General features: G+C 25.5%; 18 protein-coding genes. 9 read left to right on the forward strand and 9 right to left on the reverse strand.

What is annotated here, in order from left to right:
* The first annotated feature begins 63 nt into the window (after positions 1-63).
* Positions 64-900, forward strand: a complete 837-nt coding sequence (locus MBBAR_RS07045; protein ID WP_080460599.1) for a CBS domain-containing protein — start codon at positions 64-66, stop codon at positions 898-900.
* A gap of 622 nt (positions 901-1,522) precedes the next feature.
* Here MBBAR_RS07045 and MBBAR_RS10300 read toward each other — a convergent pair.
* Positions 1,523-1,696: a hypothetical protein gene (locus tag MBBAR_RS10300; protein ID WP_158082552.1), complete on the reverse strand. Its 174-nt coding sequence runs from the start codon at positions 1,694-1,696 to the stop codon at positions 1,523-1,525.
* Between the two features lie 127 nt (positions 1,697-1,823).
* On the opposite strand from MBBAR_RS10300, the gene MBBAR_RS07050 reads away from it, so the two are divergent.
* Positions 1,824-2,255 (forward strand): hypothetical protein, encoded by a 432-nt coding sequence (locus MBBAR_RS07050; protein WP_080460600.1) that lies wholly within the window; start codon positions 1,824-1,826, stop codon positions 2,253-2,255.
* 38 nt (positions 2,256-2,293) lie between these two features.
* Here the strand turns inward: MBBAR_RS07050 and larE are convergent, their stop codons facing one another.
* The 4 genes from larE to MBBAR_RS07070 form a co-directional block, all read right to left on the reverse strand.
* A complete protein-coding gene (gene larE / locus MBBAR_RS07055; protein ID WP_080460601.1) occupies positions 2,294-3,346 on the reverse strand; it encodes an ATP-dependent sacrificial sulfur transferase LarE in 1,053 nt (350 codons plus the stop codon).
* A 914-nt stretch (positions 3,347-4,260) separates the two neighbouring features.
* Positions 4,261-4,899: a TfuA-related McrA-glycine thioamidation protein gene (locus MBBAR_RS07060; RefSeq protein WP_080460602.1), complete on the reverse strand. Its 639-nt coding sequence runs from the start codon at positions 4,897-4,899 to the stop codon at positions 4,261-4,263.
* A 64-nt stretch (positions 4,900-4,963) separates the two neighbouring features.
* Entirely contained in the window at positions 4,964-6,193 is a 1,230-nt protein-coding gene (locus MBBAR_RS07065) for a YcaO-related McrA-glycine thioamidation protein (RefSeq protein WP_080460603.1), read from the reverse strand.
* Positions 6,194-6,361: 168 nt separating this feature from the next.
* Positions 6,362-7,003: a site-2 protease family protein gene (locus tag MBBAR_RS07070; RefSeq protein ID WP_080460604.1), complete on the reverse strand. Its 642-nt coding sequence runs from the start codon at positions 7,001-7,003 to the stop codon at positions 6,362-6,364.
* Between the two features lie 118 nt (positions 7,004-7,121).
* Here MBBAR_RS07070 and MBBAR_RS10110 point away from each other — a divergent pair, with 118 nt between their 5' ends.
* From MBBAR_RS10110 to MBBAR_RS07095, 5 genes are all read left to right on the forward strand, one after another.
* Entirely contained in the window at positions 7,122-7,859 is a 738-nt protein-coding gene (locus MBBAR_RS10110; RefSeq protein ID WP_143746160.1) for an HIT family protein, read from the forward strand.
* 155 nt (positions 7,860-8,014) lie between these two features.
* Complete coding sequence (locus MBBAR_RS07080; RefSeq protein ID WP_282956050.1) at positions 8,015-9,079, forward strand: M24 family metallopeptidase; 1,065 nt, start codon at positions 8,015-8,017, stop codon at positions 9,077-9,079.
* A 383-nt stretch (positions 9,080-9,462) separates the two neighbouring features.
* A complete protein-coding gene (locus tag MBBAR_RS07085) occupies positions 9,463-10,392 on the forward strand; it encodes a type II secretion system F family protein (protein WP_249025044.1) in 930 nt (309 codons plus the stop codon).
* Positions 10,393-10,444: 52 nt separating this feature from the next.
* Positions 10,445-10,690, forward strand: a complete 246-nt coding sequence (locus tag MBBAR_RS07090; RefSeq protein WP_080460605.1) for a class III signal peptide-containing protein — start codon at positions 10,445-10,447, stop codon at positions 10,688-10,690.
* 449 nt (positions 10,691-11,139) lie between these two features.
* Positions 11,140-12,552 (forward strand): lactaldehyde dehydrogenase, encoded by a 1,413-nt coding sequence (locus MBBAR_RS07095; protein WP_080460606.1) that lies wholly within the window; start codon positions 11,140-11,142, stop codon positions 12,550-12,552.
* Between the two features lie 41 nt (positions 12,553-12,593).
* Here MBBAR_RS07095 and MBBAR_RS07100 read toward each other — a convergent pair whose 3' ends face one another.
* On the reverse strand, positions 12,594-13,274 hold the full coding sequence (locus MBBAR_RS07100; RefSeq protein ID WP_080460607.1) for a TIGR00266 family protein: 681 nt from the start codon (positions 13,272-13,274) through the stop codon (positions 12,594-12,596).
* Positions 13,275-13,668: 394 nt separating this feature from the next.
* On the opposite strand from MBBAR_RS07100, the gene MBBAR_RS07105 reads away from it, so the two are divergent.
* On the forward strand, positions 13,669-14,646 hold the full coding sequence (locus MBBAR_RS07105) for a transcriptional regulator (protein WP_080460608.1): 978 nt from the start codon (positions 13,669-13,671) through the stop codon (positions 14,644-14,646).
* Positions 14,647-15,485: 839 nt separating this feature from the next.
* Here the strand turns inward: MBBAR_RS07105 and MBBAR_RS07115 are convergent.
* From MBBAR_RS07115 to MBBAR_RS07125, 3 genes are all read right to left on the reverse strand, one after another.
* Positions 15,486-16,286, reverse strand: coding sequence for a hypothetical protein (locus tag MBBAR_RS07115; RefSeq protein WP_249025045.1), 801 nt, complete (start codon positions 16,284-16,286; stop codon positions 15,486-15,488).
* A gap of 295 nt (positions 16,287-16,581) precedes the next feature.
* Positions 16,582-16,920: a heavy metal-binding domain-containing protein gene (locus tag MBBAR_RS07120; protein ID WP_080460610.1), complete on the reverse strand. Its 339-nt coding sequence runs from the start codon at positions 16,918-16,920 to the stop codon at positions 16,582-16,584.
* Positions 16,921-17,826: 906 nt separating this feature from the next.
* The gene (locus tag MBBAR_RS07125; RefSeq protein WP_080460610.1) at positions 17,827-18,165 is read right to left on the reverse strand and encodes a heavy metal-binding domain-containing protein; all 339 of its coding nucleotides are present in this window, start codon (positions 18,163-18,165) and stop codon (positions 17,827-17,829) included.
* A 296-nt stretch (positions 18,166-18,461) separates the two neighbouring features.
* On the opposite strand from MBBAR_RS07125, the gene MBBAR_RS07130 reads away from it, so the two are divergent.
* On the forward strand, positions 18,462-19,995 hold a 1,534-nt coding region (locus MBBAR_RS07130; RefSeq protein ID WP_143746161.1), incomplete at its 3' end, for a right-handed parallel beta-helix repeat-containing protein.

A 19,995-nucleotide genomic window follows, 5' to 3' on the forward strand; every position in this document is an offset into this window, starting at 1 on the left:
TAGATTAATACAATTTTTTGATTTAATTTGATTTAATTTGGTGTTTTTTAATTGGTGTTTTGAATGTTGATTAAAGATATAGTTTCTAAAGACCCTATTCATGTTTCTGTTCCTGGAAATCGTGAAAAAGCTTTGGAACTTATGAGAAAAAAGAAAATTTCTGGTTTACCTGTTACTAAAGAAGGAACTAATCAATTAGTAGGAATATTGACTAGGTCTGATCTTATTGGAAATCCTGATGAGGAACAAATAGCTCTTATAATGTCTAGAGATATTATTACTGCTGAATTGGATGATGATGTTGCTGAAACTGCTTCTAAAATGATAAAAAATAATATAAGGAGAGTTCCTGTTGTTAAAAATGGAAGTTTAATTGGAATTGTAACTTCATCTGATATAGTATCTTTAGCTATTTCAGAAATGAATATAAATGATCCTATTGAAGATTATATGATTAAAAATGTTCCAACTACTTGGGATCAGTCTCCTTTAAATGTATCATTTGAAGTTATGAGGTTTTTTAATCTTAAATGTGTTATTGCTTTAAATAATGATGCTAAAATGAGTGGGATTCTTACAGAAACAGATTTTATCAATGAAAGTGAAGTTGTATCTGAAACGAGTGTTCATAACTCTAGTGTTGGGACAGAAGGAGACAAATGGTCTTGGGATAGTACTAGTGTTCTTTATGTTGAAAAAAATCATCTTAAATTCTCTGATAAGGTTGTTAAAGATGTTTCAACTGTTAGAGTTACCACGGTCAATACTAAAACTAAAGTTTCTGACTGTGCTAAAAAAATGAGAATTGAACATATTGAGCAAATTCCAGTTATTGGCATTGAAGGGAATTTAGTTGGATTAATAAGGGCTAATGATCTTCTTAGAGCTTTAACTGATTAGATATTTGATCTTTTCTAAATATTATGAATATTGGTGATATTATAGATATAAAAATATTTTAAATATCTTATTTTTTAATTCTTCTTAATCTTTTTATATTATTTATATTTTTTAATTTTTCTTAATCTTTTTATATTATTTATATTTTTTAATTTTTCTTAATCTTTTTATATTATTTTTATTTTTAATTCTTTTTATTAATATTTCATCTAAATTTTTTTTAAATATTTTAAACTATTTGGTTTGATGAAAATTAAGATTTTAAGAGAAAGAGAGAGAGTTTGTCCCCAATTAACAATTTTTAGTTTAAAAGAAGCTATTTTGATTTTTTGGAATAATACAATATTTTGTTAATTGAGGACATATTTAGTGATATGATTATTCACGTGTTTGGGTATCACCATTATTAATATTGTTTTCATAGTATATAAATATTTAGGTATGCCTAAACTTTATAGTATTTAAAAATTTTAATCAATATTGTTAATATAAAAATCTTTTATAGGAATAATATTTATTAAAAATAATAGTATTAAAAAAAATAGTATTAAAAATAATAGGTTTGATTTTAAAAAGAAGTTAATGTCCTCAATATACTCCTCTTTTTATATTTTGAAGGTTTTTACTCAGATGTTAGGAATATACTATAAAATGATGTGGTTTTTATAGCTAATTGAGGACATTGATATCTTGTTTCAGTAGTATTTGTTTTGATATCAGCAATTATATTATTGTATTTAATACTATATATACTTTTCAATTTCATTTTAAAAAATTTAAATAATACTTGAATCAATACTATCACTTGAATTAATATCATATATAATAATAAAATAACTTTTTTAGATAAAGTAACTTTTTAGATAAAGCGATTTTTATAAAAATCCGAAAATATTATTTAGTATTAATTACATAGTATTAACATGGAAGATAGACCTTCATTAATAATTAAAACTAAAAAGAACAATATAGTAGTAATAACTAAGTATAATAATGAGATAGCTGAGCATGATATACAGCTGAAATTAGTTTTAGGTTACTATTGGAAAAATGACTTACCTTTCATAGAAAAGTTCATGGAATTATTAGAGACTGTAATAAAAAGATCTCTAAATCAAGTATTTCCTCATAAAAGATTGTCAATAAAGTACAATATTGAATCGAATGATGATTTAGAAGAGGCTTCTATTTATAACATAACTCTATTAGATGTAAAAGCTGATGATAAACCTTTAGAACTATCTGGAAATGAGATTACTCTTGCGGGTATTGATAATAGGGGCACTATATCTAAAATGACTAGTTTTAGAAGAAAAGTAAATGAAACATTTGAAAAAGAGCTAATTTTTGAGTGATTAATTTTACTTATATTATTTTATTTATATTATTCTACTTATATTATTCTACGAATCATAGGCAGAACTTCAATTAGGATATTTTGGGCATCTTCTTTATCTTTTACTTTACGAGCTACTATTTTTCCATTTTCAAAAAGAGTAACATTACGTCCATTAATATCCAACATAGCTACTCCCATTTTTTTTGAACATTTTAATTTACCTAATTTTTCAAGATTTGGACAGGTTTTTCCAATATCAATATTATAGGGTAGCTCGTTTTCAAACATTATTTTATTTGCTTCATCTTTACAAGGTTTGTAAATAACTATATCTTTTTTCTCATGATTTTTTGTTCCAATATCTAAAGTAATTTTTTCAAAATTAACTGCTTTTAGTTCACTTTCAACTAATTTAAGTGTGTTTTTATTAAGAAGAGGATCAATATTCTCTAATTCTATCTGTGCAGTATTTTCTATGTCTCTTACTCGAACTGTTTCACTATGAGTAAGACTTTTAATAAAATCTTCAGCATATTTAATTCTATTAATCTTTTTAACAGTTATTTCCTGACCAGTTTTTATCCTAGTTGCTAAACATGTTGTAGATTGTGAATATTCAATATTATTTTCGCTTAAATATGTTAAAACATCTTCTTTTTCAATACCTGCATTAACTAAAGGGCTTAGAATATCATTTTCATAATTTATCATTATTCCTGGCCTATCTTCAAGTAAATCACTTATGTTTGTACCATCAACTATTGTTTCAAAACCTTTTTCCTCTGCTAACTTTTTTATATTTGAATACATTATACTTCTACATAAATAACATCGATTAGGATTATTTTCTTTGAATTTGTCTATTTCAAGGAAATTTTCATCAATTATCTCATGTTCTATTCCTATTGAATCAGCAATTTTCTTTGCATTATTTAAAAAATTAGAAGGCATTATTTCATTGTTAAGTGTAACCGCAAGTATATTATTTGCTACTTTTTTAGCTAAATAAGCAATTAATGTACTATCTGCACCTCCTGAAAAAGCAATAACAATATCTTTTCCTTTTAGAATTTTTTCTACTTTTTCGATTTTTTTAGCTAATTTCATGATCTTAAAACCTACATTCTATTTATTCATACTAATTTTTTTATATTTCTTTATTTAACAATAGTAATAAATATTTTTCCTTATTTTCTAATACTTATATTAGATATTCTATTTATATTTTTATTTATTTTATCTTATTTTTCTTAAATATTTATAAAAACAGTTTTTTCATAGAATAAACTCTATTTTTTGAAATTTCATTAAAAATAGTGGTATCCGCAATATTTATTTAAAAATATCAATGATAAAAAATTTGATAAAAAATGGAAATATTATAATTCTCAAGTATATATTTAATAAAACCAAAAAATTTCATTTTTTTATAGTTTTTTATTTATACTTTATTTTCTATTATTTTTATATTTAGGGGACTATTAGAAAAGTAGTTGATAAAATGATAAATTTTAAGTTCTTTTTTTAAAAAATTTGGAGTGAGATTCATTTTCTTGAATCTCAAGCTATGTAGCTAGGTTTATATTATTTTTTCTAATATTTAAATTTTCTTATTATTATTATTACTAATTTTTATTATAGTAATATTCATATATTTTTTATTACATATTTTTTTATCGTGGTATTACTAAGTTCCTAAGTTGTAGAGTTTATCTTTTTTGGGGAAACAGTGTCTCTGATTCTCTTCTATAACTATAAAGGGGTGTTAGTATATCAGATAATTTAAATATATTTTTATAAAAGCTTTCACAATATCAATTATTTGTATTGCTAACCTTCTGATTAAATTGAATATTTAAGGAAGTTTACGGAAGTTAATGTACCATATTTTCCCTTTATCTAGTTTTCTCATGACATTTATATGATTTTTATTAGTTCAGGGTGTTTTTTATCTAGTAAAAGTCTCTTAGGGAAGATTTTATGGTTTTCGCCCCTATAATATTTTTTTTATTTCAATTAATTCATTTTAAATCTTTTATGTATTTTAAAACAGCTATTGCGTCTTGTTTTTTAACATCAACAAGTTCAACAATAAAATCTATTAATTTTTCTTTTTTTCCTTCATCAATACTTGAGTTTTTAAAAATATTGTAATATGTTCTTTTAGGATAATAAATGGATTTAGCTACACTTATTAATTCTTTTCTTTCATCATCATTAATAATGCCTGATTTCACTGCTTCTTTAAATTTATAATCAACATTTACCAATGCTTCAGAAAATGGCTCTCCAGTTGCACTGTCAAAAACAATAGCTACATCATCATCAGATTCAATGTTTCCTGATGAGTATTCATTATAAACATATCCAATTCCCTTCATTCCAAGACTATCTAACTCAGATGCTCTAAGAGCACCCATACTTCCTCCACCAACTATTGTTATCCCCTTGTTTATAGCTTCTATAATTTCTTTATGTCCAACAGCAGGACTTTGATGAAAAACACCATCTATTATACCAATAATATCTGGAGAATCTTGCATTGCTTTTAAAATATCTCCCCTTTGAATTGGTTCTCGGTAATCTGCTTTTAATATTTTAGATGCTTCTTCAATCGATAGTGAAGGCCCAGTAAATATTATTATCTTTTTTTCATCCATTTTATCTTTTTTAGATTTAATTAGTATATTATTATAATTTTTCTAATTATTATAATTCTTTTATCTATTTAAATTTCATCCAACGTTTCCCAACTCTATCAGGATCAATTGAAAAGTTTTCAGTTCCTGGAATAATTACCCTAACTACATTTATTCCAATTTCTTTTCTTGTAAGATTTTTAAATAATATTTTATCGATATTATTCCTTTTCAATTCATTAGTTGTTATTTCTATATCTTTTTTCAATGAATCAGTACTTTTATCCTCAATATCACTTAAATCAACTATATCATCGTTTTCTTGTTCTTCAAAATAATGTTTATTGATTTTTTTCATACGTTCATAACCAGCTTTACGCATTAAAACTGCTCTTGAAGTATCTTCTCTTGTCCCATGGATTTGTGTAGCTCTACTTTGTGCTACTTCAGTTAAAGCTCTCATAACTGCAATTTCTGGGTTTAAATGAGTACCAATTCCAAGTGTTAAAAGTGCAGGGTCTTTAAGTATTGTGTCATCTGCTGTAGCTGCAATTGTTGGAATGGCTATATCTGCAGTTAAATCCATGAGTTTTATATTGATAGATTCTTTTTTAAACTTTTCAAGTAATTCATTGATTAAAGGATTTTCTATATTATCAATATTTATACATTTTTTATTTTTCTTAGTTAACTCAAAAATACTCCAGGCATCCCTTTCTATTACTTCAAGCATTCCATGAAGAACAGCTTCTTCTAGAACATTTCCAGAAGCTAAACCATTGGTGTTTCCTTTAAAAATAGCTGATGTGTTTTTCGCATCTTTAGGAATATATGGATGAAAAATCGCATTAGATGGAATATAATAATCATTTTCTGTGATTATATCTTTTGTTAGAGTCCATTCTATCTTTCTTTCTTTTTCAAAGTCCAAACTTTTAACTTCATTTGATATAATCAGATCATCTGGATGGATAAATTTCTCACCATCCATCTCACTTAAAGTAGCTAATTTGGAGTTTTCATCATCAATGCTTTGTTTTTCTGCAGAGTATCTTTCAAAGCCTTCCATCATAGCTGATGCTTTAGCTTGGTCTTTTTTAGCTCCTTTTCCAGCATAAATACTCACCCCTCCATCTTGTGCTGTGGGTCGAATAGCTGAAAATACAGGAATTCCTATTCTGTCTAAGTGGGTTATATCAGTAACTCTAGTTATTCCAGCTATTTTTAACTTGTCTTTATATTCAGCTATTGTTTTAGAAGGTTCTATAGCTCTGTGTGTACATGAAAAATAGCTAATTTGGATATCTGAAAACATGCTAACCACTTAATTTTATAAAAATATTCTGATTTTATAATTATTTCAATTTTATATTTATATTTATTTCAGTTTATAATAATTTTAATTTTACAAATAGGGTTAATTTAATAAATAATTTAAATTTTATAAATAATTTTAATATTATAAATAATTTTAATTTTTTAATTAATTAAAAAAGAATCCTGTAAATGAGAAATAAACCATAATTCCTGCTACTATTACACTAGCTAACCATATAAATGGATCCCATCTAAATACTTTAGCTCCATCTAATATTCCAATTGGTATTAAGTTGAATAATGCTAAAAATGCATTGATTGAAAAACCTAGTAGGCATGTTTGGAATAATATATTTACCCATAATGGAACAGCTATCAATGGATTAAACAATCCAATGTAGGTATTACCTAGCATCAAAGCTACAGCTAAGAAGATTAGAGATAGAATTATATTTGTTAAAGGTCCAGATATAGAGATTATTCCATTTTCTCTATCAGTCATATATTGTCCATAAATATGAACTGCTCCTGGAGCTGCAAAGATAAAACCAAATGCTGAACTTACCAGTGCTATGAATAATCCTGGTGTCCAAGTTTTATATTCTGCCCAATAACCATATCTCATTGCACTTATTTTGTGTGCTACTTCGTGAAGTATGAATCCTAATCCCACACCAACCATTACCATAGGCAGTATATTGAGTATATTTGTAAAATCTAACCTAGAGTAAAGAATTGAAAAGGCTAAGGAAATTATAAAAAATGATATAAATAAGTCTCTTATTTCATTAGAACTAAATTTAAACATATATTTATAATTATTATCTAAAGTTTATAAATTTTTGCAATATTTTTATAACTTTTAGAAATTTAAAATATTAAATTTTCTAAAAATACTAATATTATTAATTCTATATATAGTAAGCATGAAAGATAGTAGGGTTATAAAAAACATTGAAAATAATTCAACTAAAAATGATTCAATTAAAATTAATTCAGCTAATAATAATTTAACTGAGAATAATTCAGCTAGGGATAATTCAGCTAAGAATAATTTAACTGAGAATAATTCAGCTAAGAATATTTTAGCTAAAAACAATTCATATAAAAATAGCTTAGCTAAAAATGCTTCAATTAAAAATAACTCAACTGAAAGTAATTTAAATAATGTTATTTCGTCTGAAGATTATTTAGATAGTGATTTATGTGAAGATAAAATATGTGAGTTTTCTATTGATAGTAGTTATGGAGATTTAATAGCTGAAACAGATTATTGGGAAATATTTTTAGCTCCTTCTCAAAGATACTTAGGAACTTGTGTTGTTAGCTTAAAAAGACGATGTGAAGATTTAAAAGATTTATATTTAGAAGAATGGGCTGATTTTGGAAAATTAGTTGAAAGTATGGAATTAGCTAATAAAAAAACTTTCAATGCGGATTTATTTAATTGGAGTTGTCTAAAAAATTCAGTTTTTAGAAATAATAATCCTAAACCTCATATTCATTGGCACTTTATTCCTAGATATAAAAAACCTGTTGTTTTTGAAGGTTTAGAATTTAATGATCCTGATTTTGGTTTCTTTGCAAGGGCAATTACTAAAAAAATTTCTTCTAAAATGAGAACTGATTTAATTGCGTTGATTAAGGAAAATTTGGACATTTAGATATTTTGAAATTGAATATTTAGATATTTTGAAACTTTGATATTTAGATATCATTTGGATAATTTGGATATTTAGATATCATTTGAATATTTGGATATTTGGATATTTGGATATTTAATAATTTTATAATGTTTATAATGATTAAGGTGTAAAATTTGAAAGATAAGACTATTAATGATAGGACTAAGAGTATTTTAAATAGAATGGATGAAAAAGATTATGATGGAATGCTTCTAACTCAGTTTAATAATATTAAATATGTTTCCAATTATCTTCCTTCGAGTTTTGCAATATGTCTTTTAAAAGAAGATCCTGTCATATTTACAACAGCTATGGATAAAGAATTAGCTTCAAATTCATCATGGATTGAAGTAGAGGAATTTAAATCAATTTCAGAATTAAAAGAAGTTTTCAATAAAGAAAATCTTAAAAAGATAGCTATTGAAGGAAATCTTCCTGTAAGTTCTTATAAAAAATTATGCGCCGATAAAACAAAAAAAGAGAGTTGGGAATTGTCTGTTGAAGATTTTTTAGAAAAAGAACGCATGATCAAATCTAATAATGAAATTAAAATGATAAAAAAAGCAACAGATATTGCTCATAAATCTTTTATAGAATTGGATATTCGTGAAAAACAAGAAAATTCAATAACTGACTGGGAAATAGCTTATGAACTTGGCTACTTAATTAGAAGTAATGGGGCTAGTGAGGAATCTTTTGAAACAATCGTTGCTACTGGATCAAATTCATCCCTTCCTCATGCAACTATTGAAAATAGGAAACTTGAGGATTTAATTTTAATGGATTGGGGTTCTAAGTGTAATGGCTATTGTTCTGATACAAGTAGAACTATGATTGATTATAATAATGAAAAACAAAAAGAAGTTTTTGATATAGTTCTTGAAGCTTATAATAAGGCAATTAAGACAGTAAAAGCTGGAAAAATTGCTTGTGAGATTGATAATGTAGCTAGGTCCATAATTGGGGATTATGGTTATAGTGAAAATTTTATTCATTCAACTGGCCATAGTTTAGGTCTTAATATTCATGAAACACCGAGTATTTCTAAAAAAGATAAAACTGTTTTAGAAGAGAATATGGTTGTTACAATAGAACCTGGAATATATTTGGAAGGGGAATTTGGTGTTAGAATAGAGGATACTATTGTTGTTGGTAAACATAAAGCTGAAATTATTGGAAATCTCCCTTATGAACTTTAAAATTAGTTTTATTTTTTTCCATATATAATCATAGCATTATTAAGTTCCTAAGTTGTAGAAGACTTTTTAGAATTTTCTATGCAGTAATTTTTCCTATGTATAGAAATATGGAGATAGTAGTATTTCATATAATTTTAAGGAAACATTGATAAATTTCTATTTATCTATTTTTATTTATTTTATTTTTAATCAATATTTTTAAAATACAACTATCTTTTTGTTTTTTTAAAATAATACTCTTTAATCTTAATTTTACTATTTATATTAAATATTAACTTTTAAATTGAATAATATTTATTAATCACTTCTTAAATATTCATTAATACTTATTAATTATAGTTTTTTTATTTTTTTCATGATATTATTTTTTTTATGGTGTTAATGTGATTATAAATGATTTAATTTATTTAATTTCTAAATTTATTGATGATAAAATCCCTAAAAAATATTCAATTAGTTTTCAAGAGATTTTATTAGTAAGTGGAATATTTACTGTAGCTTCAGAGATTTTAGCTATATTAATTATTTTTGTAGTATTTTTATTAATCTTATTCATATTTTTATCTATTATTTTTAATTTTGATTTATTAATATCAATAGTGCTTGCAATAGCTATCCCTCCTGGATTTTTAGCATGTATTATAATATATAAATCTGAAAAAAGAAGTGAAAATGTAGAAAAATCGATTCCTGATTTTTTAAGACAATTAGCTTCAATGTTGAGAGTAGGTTTAAGTTTTGAAAATGCAATGGAAGAATTATCTAAATATGGGTCTGGTCCATTATATGATGAGATAAAACGTTCAGTAATTGAGATAAAAATGGGTAGAGATTTTAATGAAAGTATGGTGGCAATATCAGCTAGATTAAAGTCTAAAAATCTTGAAAGAACTTTTAAGTTGATAATTGAAGCTAAAAAAACTGGTGGAAATTTAGCTGATATAATTGAAAATGTATCGGATGATTTAAGAGAATTAAATGCTTTAAAAAGAGATAGAAAGTCAAGCGTAATGATGGCAGTTATTTTTTTAGTGATTTCTGCTGTTATCGCTGCTCCATTTGCTCTGGGTATGATTGGAATTTATTCTTCTTTTATGACAAGTCTTGGTAAAGGTAGTGAACTCATTGAAACTTCAAAAATAGCTGCAGGGTCTTATATTATTATTCATTCTATTTTAGCTGGTTTAATTATTAGTTTAGTAATGTATGGTAATGTTAAAAAAGGAATAAAATTTTCAATTCCTTTATTGATAATAGCTTATAGTTTATTTTACATAATAAGCAATTTTGGATCTTATTTTTTAGCAATTTAAACAATTAATTATAGGCTGATTTTTGAAATAGTTTAATGGTTAGGTGGATTATATGGTTAATTTGAATTTTGTTAGTTTGAAGTCTAAATTTTTTAGTTTGAAGCTTGATATGTTAATATTTGATGAAAGTGGACAGTCAAGTGCTGAATTGATTCTTTTAATTGGTGGTATGATTGTGATTGTTTTAATCGCTATGTCTTTTTATAAAAGCTATATTTTAAGTATTGGGGATGAAATCAGCTCTAATGAACTTAATAATATCAATAAGTCTATTGAAAGTATTCATTCAAAGTTTTGATTGTTTAAATTGATTTATATTTTGTTTTAATTTTTTATATTCTATTTTATTTTAATTATTATAATTTAAGTTTAAATCTATTTTAAAGTTCCAACAATTATTTAAATCTTTATTTAAAAATATATTAATAAATATAATATTATAAAGAATATAATAATGAATATATTAAAGAATATAACAATAGAGGTATTATATTAAAATGTAATATATGATGTATTAATTATGAATGTAATAGTAAATAATGAATCTATTAACTATGGATGTATTAAGAAATATATTATTATAATGAATATTAATGAATTGTTGATCTAATCTAATGATTTAATTTAAGTTTTAATCTAATATTTAATTTAGATATGTTTTATTAATTTAAGTTAATGTGATTAATTTAATGTTTGTACTTTAACAATATTCATATGAATTATAAAATTTAAAATTGGGGTGTATAGATGAAAATGCTAATTAATGGAGAATTTAAATCTAAAGAAGAACTTTTTGATGTTAAAAATCCATATAATAATGAAATTGTAGATACAGTTCCTATTGGTGATAGGGGAGATGTTAAACTTGCTATTTCTGCTGCAAATAAAGCAAAAAAAGAACTAAATGATTTTTCTTCAAAAAAAGTATCTGAAGGATTGTATTCTGCTTATGAATCTTTAAAAAGTGAAAAAAAATCATTAGCTAAGTTAATAACAAAAGAAACAGGAAAACCAATCAAAGATTCTATAGGTGAGATGGAAAGATCAGTTGAAACTTTAAAATTTGCTGCAGAAGAAGCTAAAAGAATTTATGGAGAAACTGTACCTTTAGATGCAGGGATTGGTGGAAAAGGATTTTTTGCTTTTACTCAAAAGATTCCTTTAGGTGTTGTTGCAGCTATTACTCCTTTTAATTATCCTGTAAATTTAGCTATTCATAAAATTGCCCCAGCGATTGCTGCAAAAAATACAACCATATTAAAACCATCACTTCAAGCTCCTCTTGCTGCCATGAGGCTTGTTGAGATTATATCTCAAGAATTTCCAGATGGTGTTATTAATACTGTCACTGGCTTTGGTGGGGAAATTGGAGATGAGTTAACAGTAAATGATGATATAGATAAAATTTCTTTTACTGGTAGTGTAGCTACTGGGCTTTTAATTTCAAATCGAGCTGGAATGAAAAAGATAACATTGGAACTTGGTGGAAATGATCCTTTAATTGTCCTTGAAGATGCTGACATTGAAAAATCTGTGAAAGCTGCTGTTTTAGGTTCTTATCTTTATTCTGGTCAAGTTTGTATGGCTGTTAAGAGAATTATTGTTGATGAAGTTATAGCTGATGAATTCATTGACTTATTTGTTAAGGAAACTGAAAAACTTAAAATAGGAGATCCAATGGATCCTAAAACTGACATTGGTCCTTTAATTGATGAAGATGCGGCTAAGATGGTTGAACAGTCTGTTGTTAGGTCTTATAAAAGAGGCGCTAGACTTTTAACTGGTGGAAATCGTGATGGTAACTTTTTTGAGCCAACTATTCTGGACAATATAACTTCTGACATGGATATTGTTGTAAATGAGACTTTTGGTCCTGTTTCACCTATAATTCGGGTTAATGGTGTTGAAGAAGCTATATCTGCAGCTAATAATTCTGAATTTGGGCTTCAAGCTGGTGTGTTTACTGAAAGTCTTAAGAATGCTTTAAAATGTGCAAATGAAATTGAGGCAGGTTCTGTTTTTATCAATAAACAATCTACTTTTAGAACCGATAACATGCCATTTGGTGGATTTAAAATGAGTGGGATGGGAAAAGAAGGAGTTAAATATGCTGTTAATGATATGACTAGATCTAAATTAATTGCTATGAACTTAAGATAAAAGTAAAGTTAAAAAAAATGGAAAAATGAAATTTCCATTTATCAATCATTACGTGGTATATAAGGTATAATAGCTTCGATAAAATTGCTTAATGGCATTGTTTGTACCCAAACCTTTCCAGGTCCAGTTAAAGTGCCTAAGAAAAGACCTTCTCCTCCAAACATGATATTTTTAGCACCTTTAACTCTTTGTATATCAAAATCAACAGATTCATCCATCGCAGCAAGGTGACCTTGATCTATAACTAATTTTTCACCTTCTTTTAAATCGTATTCTACAACTTCTCCATCGATTTCTAAAAAGACTATTCCAACTCCTGAAAATTTTTGAAGTATGAATCCTTCTCCTCCAAACAGTCCAGTACCTAATTTTTTTCTAAAATGCATATTAATATCAACATCCTTTTCTGATGCTAGATAAGCACTTTTTTGAGCAATTATTGTTTTATTACCATCTAACTCTATTGGAATTATTTTTCCGGGAAAACTATTTGCAAAACCAATTTCTTGATCGTCTTCTTCGGCTGTAAAGAAATTTAAAAAAATAGAATCTCCTGCTAATGCTCTACCAAGACCTTTAAGGATTCCTCCTCCAGTACTACTTTCCATCTTAATTTTTGATGTCATTAGTGCCATGGATCCTCCTTCATTTTTCATAGTTTCTCCTTTTTCTAATTTACAAATTACCATTGGGAAAGATCCACCTTTAATCTCATATTCCATTTTATCACTACCATATTTTTCATTTTTTCAATGATTTTATTATATAATAAATAAATTTTCATTGGTTAATATATAAGTTTTTATATAAGACTTTGTTTTTATAATTCAAAAAGGAATATTTATAATACTAAAAAATCAATATATTTTTAAATTGATTAGATTAATAATATTTTTAAACTAATATATATTTTAATTAATAATATATTAATTAATAATATTAATAATACGTTAATTAATGATATTAATAACAAAATAATTAATGATATTATTAATAATACTAATAATAATACTGAATAATAATTTATTATTAATTAATTATCTCTTTAAATTTAAAAATAATTTTATAAGCTTTAAAACATTTTCATTTGTTTTAAAACAATATATGGGTGTTCCTATGGAAACTATGAATAGGAATCAAGTTATTCAAGAAATAAGTCAATTATTGAGTGGAGGAGGATTTGAAACTTCACAGGTCTATTATCAAAGTTGTTTTGATATGGCTGCTCGAAAAAAATTACTTTTAATTCTTTTAAAAGTGTTAGTTAATATTGATAGTGTTAATGAGGCACATGTTCAAGAAATAAGAAAGGTAGCTAGCACTTTCCTTGCATCTCCTCTTGTTGTGGGGGTTAAATCTAAAACACATAAGCTTGAGGAGGATGTTGTTTATGAAAGACATGGTCTTCCAGTTATTGGTATTGATACTCTTAAAAATATAATTTTATATGATGAATATCCTGAGTTTTTAGCTGATAGGGGAGGATATTATGTTAATATCAATGGAAACATTTTAAAAGAGTACCGTGATGAATACTCTCTTTCACTAAAGGATTTAGCTGATCTTGCTCATGTTTCAAGGGAAACTATTTATAAATATGAGAATGATATGGTTAGAGCTAATCCTGAAACAGCAATGATTCTTGAAGATATTTTAAATATGAAGATTACTGTTGACATTGATTTATTTAATATTAAATCTGATAAAACAGATTTTAATAAGATTAGCTCTGATAATTCAATAAATAATGAAAAAACAAAAGATTTAGCTAATTTAGGTTTTGGAGTTCTTGAAACTAAAAGCACACCTTTTGATGCATTAGCTATTGAAAAAGGAGTTAATGATTATTCAACAGAAGAAAATCCGCTTATAGCTAGTTTAGACAGTAATCGTCCTGAAAAAACTCTTCATAAGATGGCTATTAGTTTAAAAGATTTATCTTTGATAACTGATTCTGACTCTTTTTTCATTGTCAATAACAAGAAGATTAAGGATTCTTTAGATGGTATTCCTGTTATTAGGTCATGGGAATTAAAAGAAGCAGAGGATTCTAAAGAATTTTTGAATTTAGTTAAAGAAAGAAGAGATAATTAGTTTTAACTTTATAATTACTATTATTTTTATTATTAATTAAAATATTGATATTATAACATATTTTTATCAGATTTATAATCGAAATAGTTATATATGGCGCAGAAAACCAACTTTGTCTTCTTATAAATATATAGAAAATAAAAAGTTTTCTAAATTTAAAGATGAATTTTAAATTATAAACAAATATTAATATCTTTGATTTCATGAGTATCATCTCCTCAAAGCTTAGTGAGAAGGTCTATTGATTTTACATTATTAAAGATCCTTCTCCTTAAGATATAATCAATGTTTTTTTAAGTTGGTGATACTGCAAGATATTGTTATGTTCTTCATATTATAAAAGTATTACTATAATATTATATATTATTATTGTAATAAAAATAGAAAAATATATAAATTATAAAAAATAATATATTATAAAAAATAATATAATACTACATTATTAAAGATCCAGAGGTTTTAATGAGTATTTATCATTTATTCATATAAAACCTCTATCCTATTTTTTCTAGCTAATTGTAAATATTTTTAAAACTATTTTTATAGCTATTATAACTTTTATTCTATTTCCTATTTTTTGTATATTGATTATTGAATTTTTTATAAAAGTCTTGATAAATGAATTTTTATTCTAATCTTATTTATAATAGCTATTTTTTAGTTATTAGTGTTATTATTGGTTTTGATGTTTTGTGATAATTTTTTTTAATTTTTAATGATATTGATATAAAAGTAAATAGTAATAGACTTAAAAGTAATATAATTTATTTAAAAAGTAGAGCTTAATATTTTTAATAATTAAGAATTTATTTATATATTGTTTGTTTTACAATATTGTTTTAGATATCTTTTAAAAGTTTGAAATCAGTTTCAGCTTCTTTTTCACTAGCTACTCCAATTGTAACCATATCTGCATAATTTAATTCTTTTAAAAAATTAAAAGCCTCTTCTGGTTGTTGAATTCCACAAGCTAATATTTTATTTATGATTATTTTTTTATCAATTTTTTCAATGAGATTAGCTAAATCTTCTCTTTCTTTTTCTAAAAAGACTTTAGTATCCATCATATATCCGAGTTTATTTACAGGAATCATATAAAAATCAAATAAATCTAAGATAGGCGAATCAAGTAATTTTTCCGTTGTTTTATATGGGTAAGCTGTTATAAGCCCTGCAAATGCGCCTTGTTTTTTAATTTCTTTTAATATTTCCTCAATTAACTCAAAATCATAGCTATCAGTAATAAATTCATCAACAAGCATTATTGGAGTATTATATTTAGCTAAAAGCTTTATGTCTTTTTTCCAATCAACATTTTTTGCTTTTCCATAATCTGGGTTAACATAATCGATTATTGTTTTTCCAACAGTTCCAATAATAGTTATTTCACTGTATTTTACTACCTTTTCATAGCTTTCTATTAAATTATCATTATTTACTAAATTTATAGCATTTACTCCATTTTCATTAGCTTTTTTTATTATTTTAGCTACATTATCAGAGTTTATCTCTAAATCAAGGTGATATAATCTGGATCTATGTCCAAAATAGCTTTCTGCTGTAAATGGAGCTGTTCCTAAGATTATTCTTGGAATTTTTTTGTCTTTAAATATTAGATTTTCATTGAAAATTATAATCACCTTTAATATTACTATATTTTTTTAGTTATATTTATTATTATTTAATCCTATTTTTATTATTATTTTTAAAATAATATAAAATTATTTTTAAGCTTATAAAAATAGAAAATTTTTATAGATAGTTAAATATTAGAAAAGTAGTTATTAATTTGTTATGTTTATATTCTTTTTTAAAAAAAATTAGAGTGAGACTCATCCTTTTTAGGATGAATCTCAAAGCTTTGTACCTATGTTTATTTTTATAATTTATATATTTTTCTATTTTTATTATAGTAATATTTATATTATTTTTTCTTTACTCTTTTTCTAATACAACTGCAGTTCCATAAGCTAATACTTCTTGCATATTTGTAGCTACTGCATCTGAATCATAACGAACAGCTATTAATCCATTAGCTTCCATACTTTTAGCATGTTCTATTAATTTATTTAGTGCTTTATCTCTTGATTCTTCCATCATTTGTTGGTATTCTTTTATTTCTCCACCTAAAATAGATCGGAGTTCTCCTCCAAGTTGTCCACCTAATCCTCTACTTCTTACTGTTAATCCATATGCAAAACCTTTTGTTTCAGTAATTTTATATCCTGGAACATCATTTGCACTTGAAATAACAAATTCTTCAACTAATACCATCTTATCATCACTTTAATTTATATTTTTTTTATACCAATCTTTTTATTCAAAGTCATATTATTCAGATCTAATTTTTATAAAAAAATAAATCTTAATATATATTGGAACAGATATTCGTTCCATTTATGACTCATTATATTCTTAGCTTACTCACATATATAAATGTTTTTAGTTATGCTAATTGAATTTTCTTATTTACAATTTTCTCTTATTCTATAATTCTTTATCAACTAATTGTAATGGAATTCAAGAACTACTTTTTTAAATTTTTCTTCTAGTAAACATTTCTAATTTTAATTCCTTTTTTTATCATAATTATCAATTACAGTTATGTTATAGTTATAATAACTATTCCAATCAATATTATTCATATTTTTTCTTGTTCTAAGTGCATTAGATAAAAAATCGCTATTAATAATACTGTTAAGATCATTGATTATCTTAAAAATATTTGTTAATAGTAATACTTTTATATCATAATGATTAACAGTTACTAATGATTATTAGTAATAATTTGAACTAAAAAACTATTACTTTTAAATATAAAAATTAAAAAAATTATCACAAAACATCAAAACCAATAATAACACTAATAACTAAAAAATAGCTATTATAAATAAGATTAGAATAAAAATTCATTTATCAAGACTTTTATAAAAAATTCAATAATCAATATACAAAAAATAGGAAATAGAATAAAAGTTATAATAGCTATAAAAATAGTTTTAAAAATATTTACAATTAGCTAGAAAAAATAGGATAGAGGTTTTATATGAATAAATGATAAATACTCATTAAAACCTCTGGATCTTTAATAATGTAGTATTATATTATTTTTTATAATTTATATGTTTTTCTATTTTTATTACTAATTTTTATTATAGTAATATTTATATTATTTTTTCTTTACTCTTTTTCTAATACAACTGCAGTTCCATAAGCTAATACTTCTTGCATATTTGTAGCTACTGCATCTGAATCATAACGAACAGCTATTAATCCATTAGCTTCCATACTTTTAGCATGTTCTATTAATTTATTTAGTGCTTTATCTCTTGATTCTTCCATCATTTGTTGGTATTCTTTTATTTCTCCACCTAAAATAGATCGGAGTTCTCCTCCAAGTTGTCCACCTAATCCTCTACTTCTTACTGTTAATCCATATGCAAAACCTTTTGTTTCAGTAATTTTATATCCTGGAACATCATTTGCACTTGAAATAACAAATTCTTCAACTAATACCATCTTATCATCACTTTAATTTATATTTTTTTTATACATTTTTTCTTTATTGTTTTAAGTTTTTCTAATTTTTGTATTTTTTTCTTATATTTTTTTAATTATCTTTAATAATCCTTTATTTTTAATTTTAAGGTGGGGGGGGGGGGGGGTAGCTATTGTTTTTTATTTTTAGGAGGTAACATTTATATAGGAGTATTTTTATAATATTATATTGTAACATAGTGAGTGTTCATTTTATTATAGTTACATATTTTATATTATATATACTTATTGATTGGATCAGGAGGTGAAAAACGAAAATGTTTACAATAAATAGATTTTTTAAGCCAATTATTTTTGTTATGTGTGTTTTATTTATTTTTTTAGCTTTATCTAGTGTTAGTGCAGCTAATCATGATTTTACTACATTTAATACTACTGAACAGTTTCAAAGTGTTATTAATAATGATAATGATAATGATTTGGTGATTAGTTTTGATGATGGTGAGTATGTTGATTGGGGTCAGCTTAATATTAGTCGTAATGCTACTATTGTTGGTAAAAATCGTGGTGGTGCTAAATTCACAACATCTAGTGGTACTTTGTTTAATATTAATGCTACTAATGTAAAGATTATTAATTTAACTATTAGTGGTTATACTACAGCTATAAAATCTAATTGTAGTGATTTGACTGTTAGTGATAATAATATTACTACTTCTGGTGTTAGTATTAATTTAAGTAGTAGTGGTAGTGCTAATCCTATAACAGGTGTTGTTATTAAGGATAATATTATTAAATCCAGTATAGCTACTAATTATCGTGGTGCTGTTTCTTTTTTCGGTAACTCTGCTGATAAGACTGTTTTTGATGTTTTATTTAGTGGTAATAATATAACTGGTGGTTATTCTGGTGTATACTTAGGTGATGGTAGCTCTGGTAGTCCTGTTTCGTCTGGTAATTTGGTTTTTGAAAACAACAACATCACAGGAACATCCGCCTATGGTGTTTGTCTGCGTGCATCCAGCAACAACACCAATATATCCTTCGTCAATAACAGCATCACAGAAACATACTATGGTGTTTTTCTGGAGGCATACGGCAGCAACAACACCAATATAACCTTCGCTAACAACAGCATCACAGAAACATACTATGGTGTTTTTCTGGAGGCATACGGCAGCAACAACACCAATATAACCTTCGCTAACAACAGCATCACAGGAACATCATATGGTGTTTTTATGTCTACATACTTAAGCAACAACATCAACATCAATATAATCTTCTTCGCTAACAACAACATCACAGGAACATCCGGCTCTGGTGTTTTTCTGGATGCATACAACAGCAACGACAACAATATAACCTTCGCCAACAACAACATCACAGGAACATCCGGCTCTGGTGTTTTTCTGTCTGCATCCAGCAACAAAAACAACAATATAACCTTCGCTAACAACAGCATCACAGGAACATCCGGCTCTGGTGTTTCTCTGTATGCATACGGCAGCAACAACACCAATATAACCTTCGCCAACAACTACATCACAGGAACATCCGGCTCTGGTGTTTTTCTGGATGCATACGGCAGCAACAACACCAATATAACCTTCGCCAACAACTACATCACAGAAACATACTATGGTGTTTTTCTGGAGGCATACGGCAGCAACAACACCAATATAACCTTCGCTAACAACAATATTACTGGTGTTAGTTATGGTGTTTATGTTTATTTGTCTAATGGTAATGTTAAGGGTGTTAATTTCTTGAATAATACTATTAATGTTACTAGTGGTGATGGTTTTTATTTCTATACTAGTGGTGGTGTTACTAATGTGACTGATTTTA

It is taken from the genome of Methanobrevibacter arboriphilus JCM 13429 = DSM 1125 (assembly GCF_002072215.1).
Classification (GTDB): Archaea; Methanobacteriota; Methanobacteria; order Methanobacteriales; family Methanobacteriaceae; genus Methanobinarius; species Methanobinarius arboriphilicus.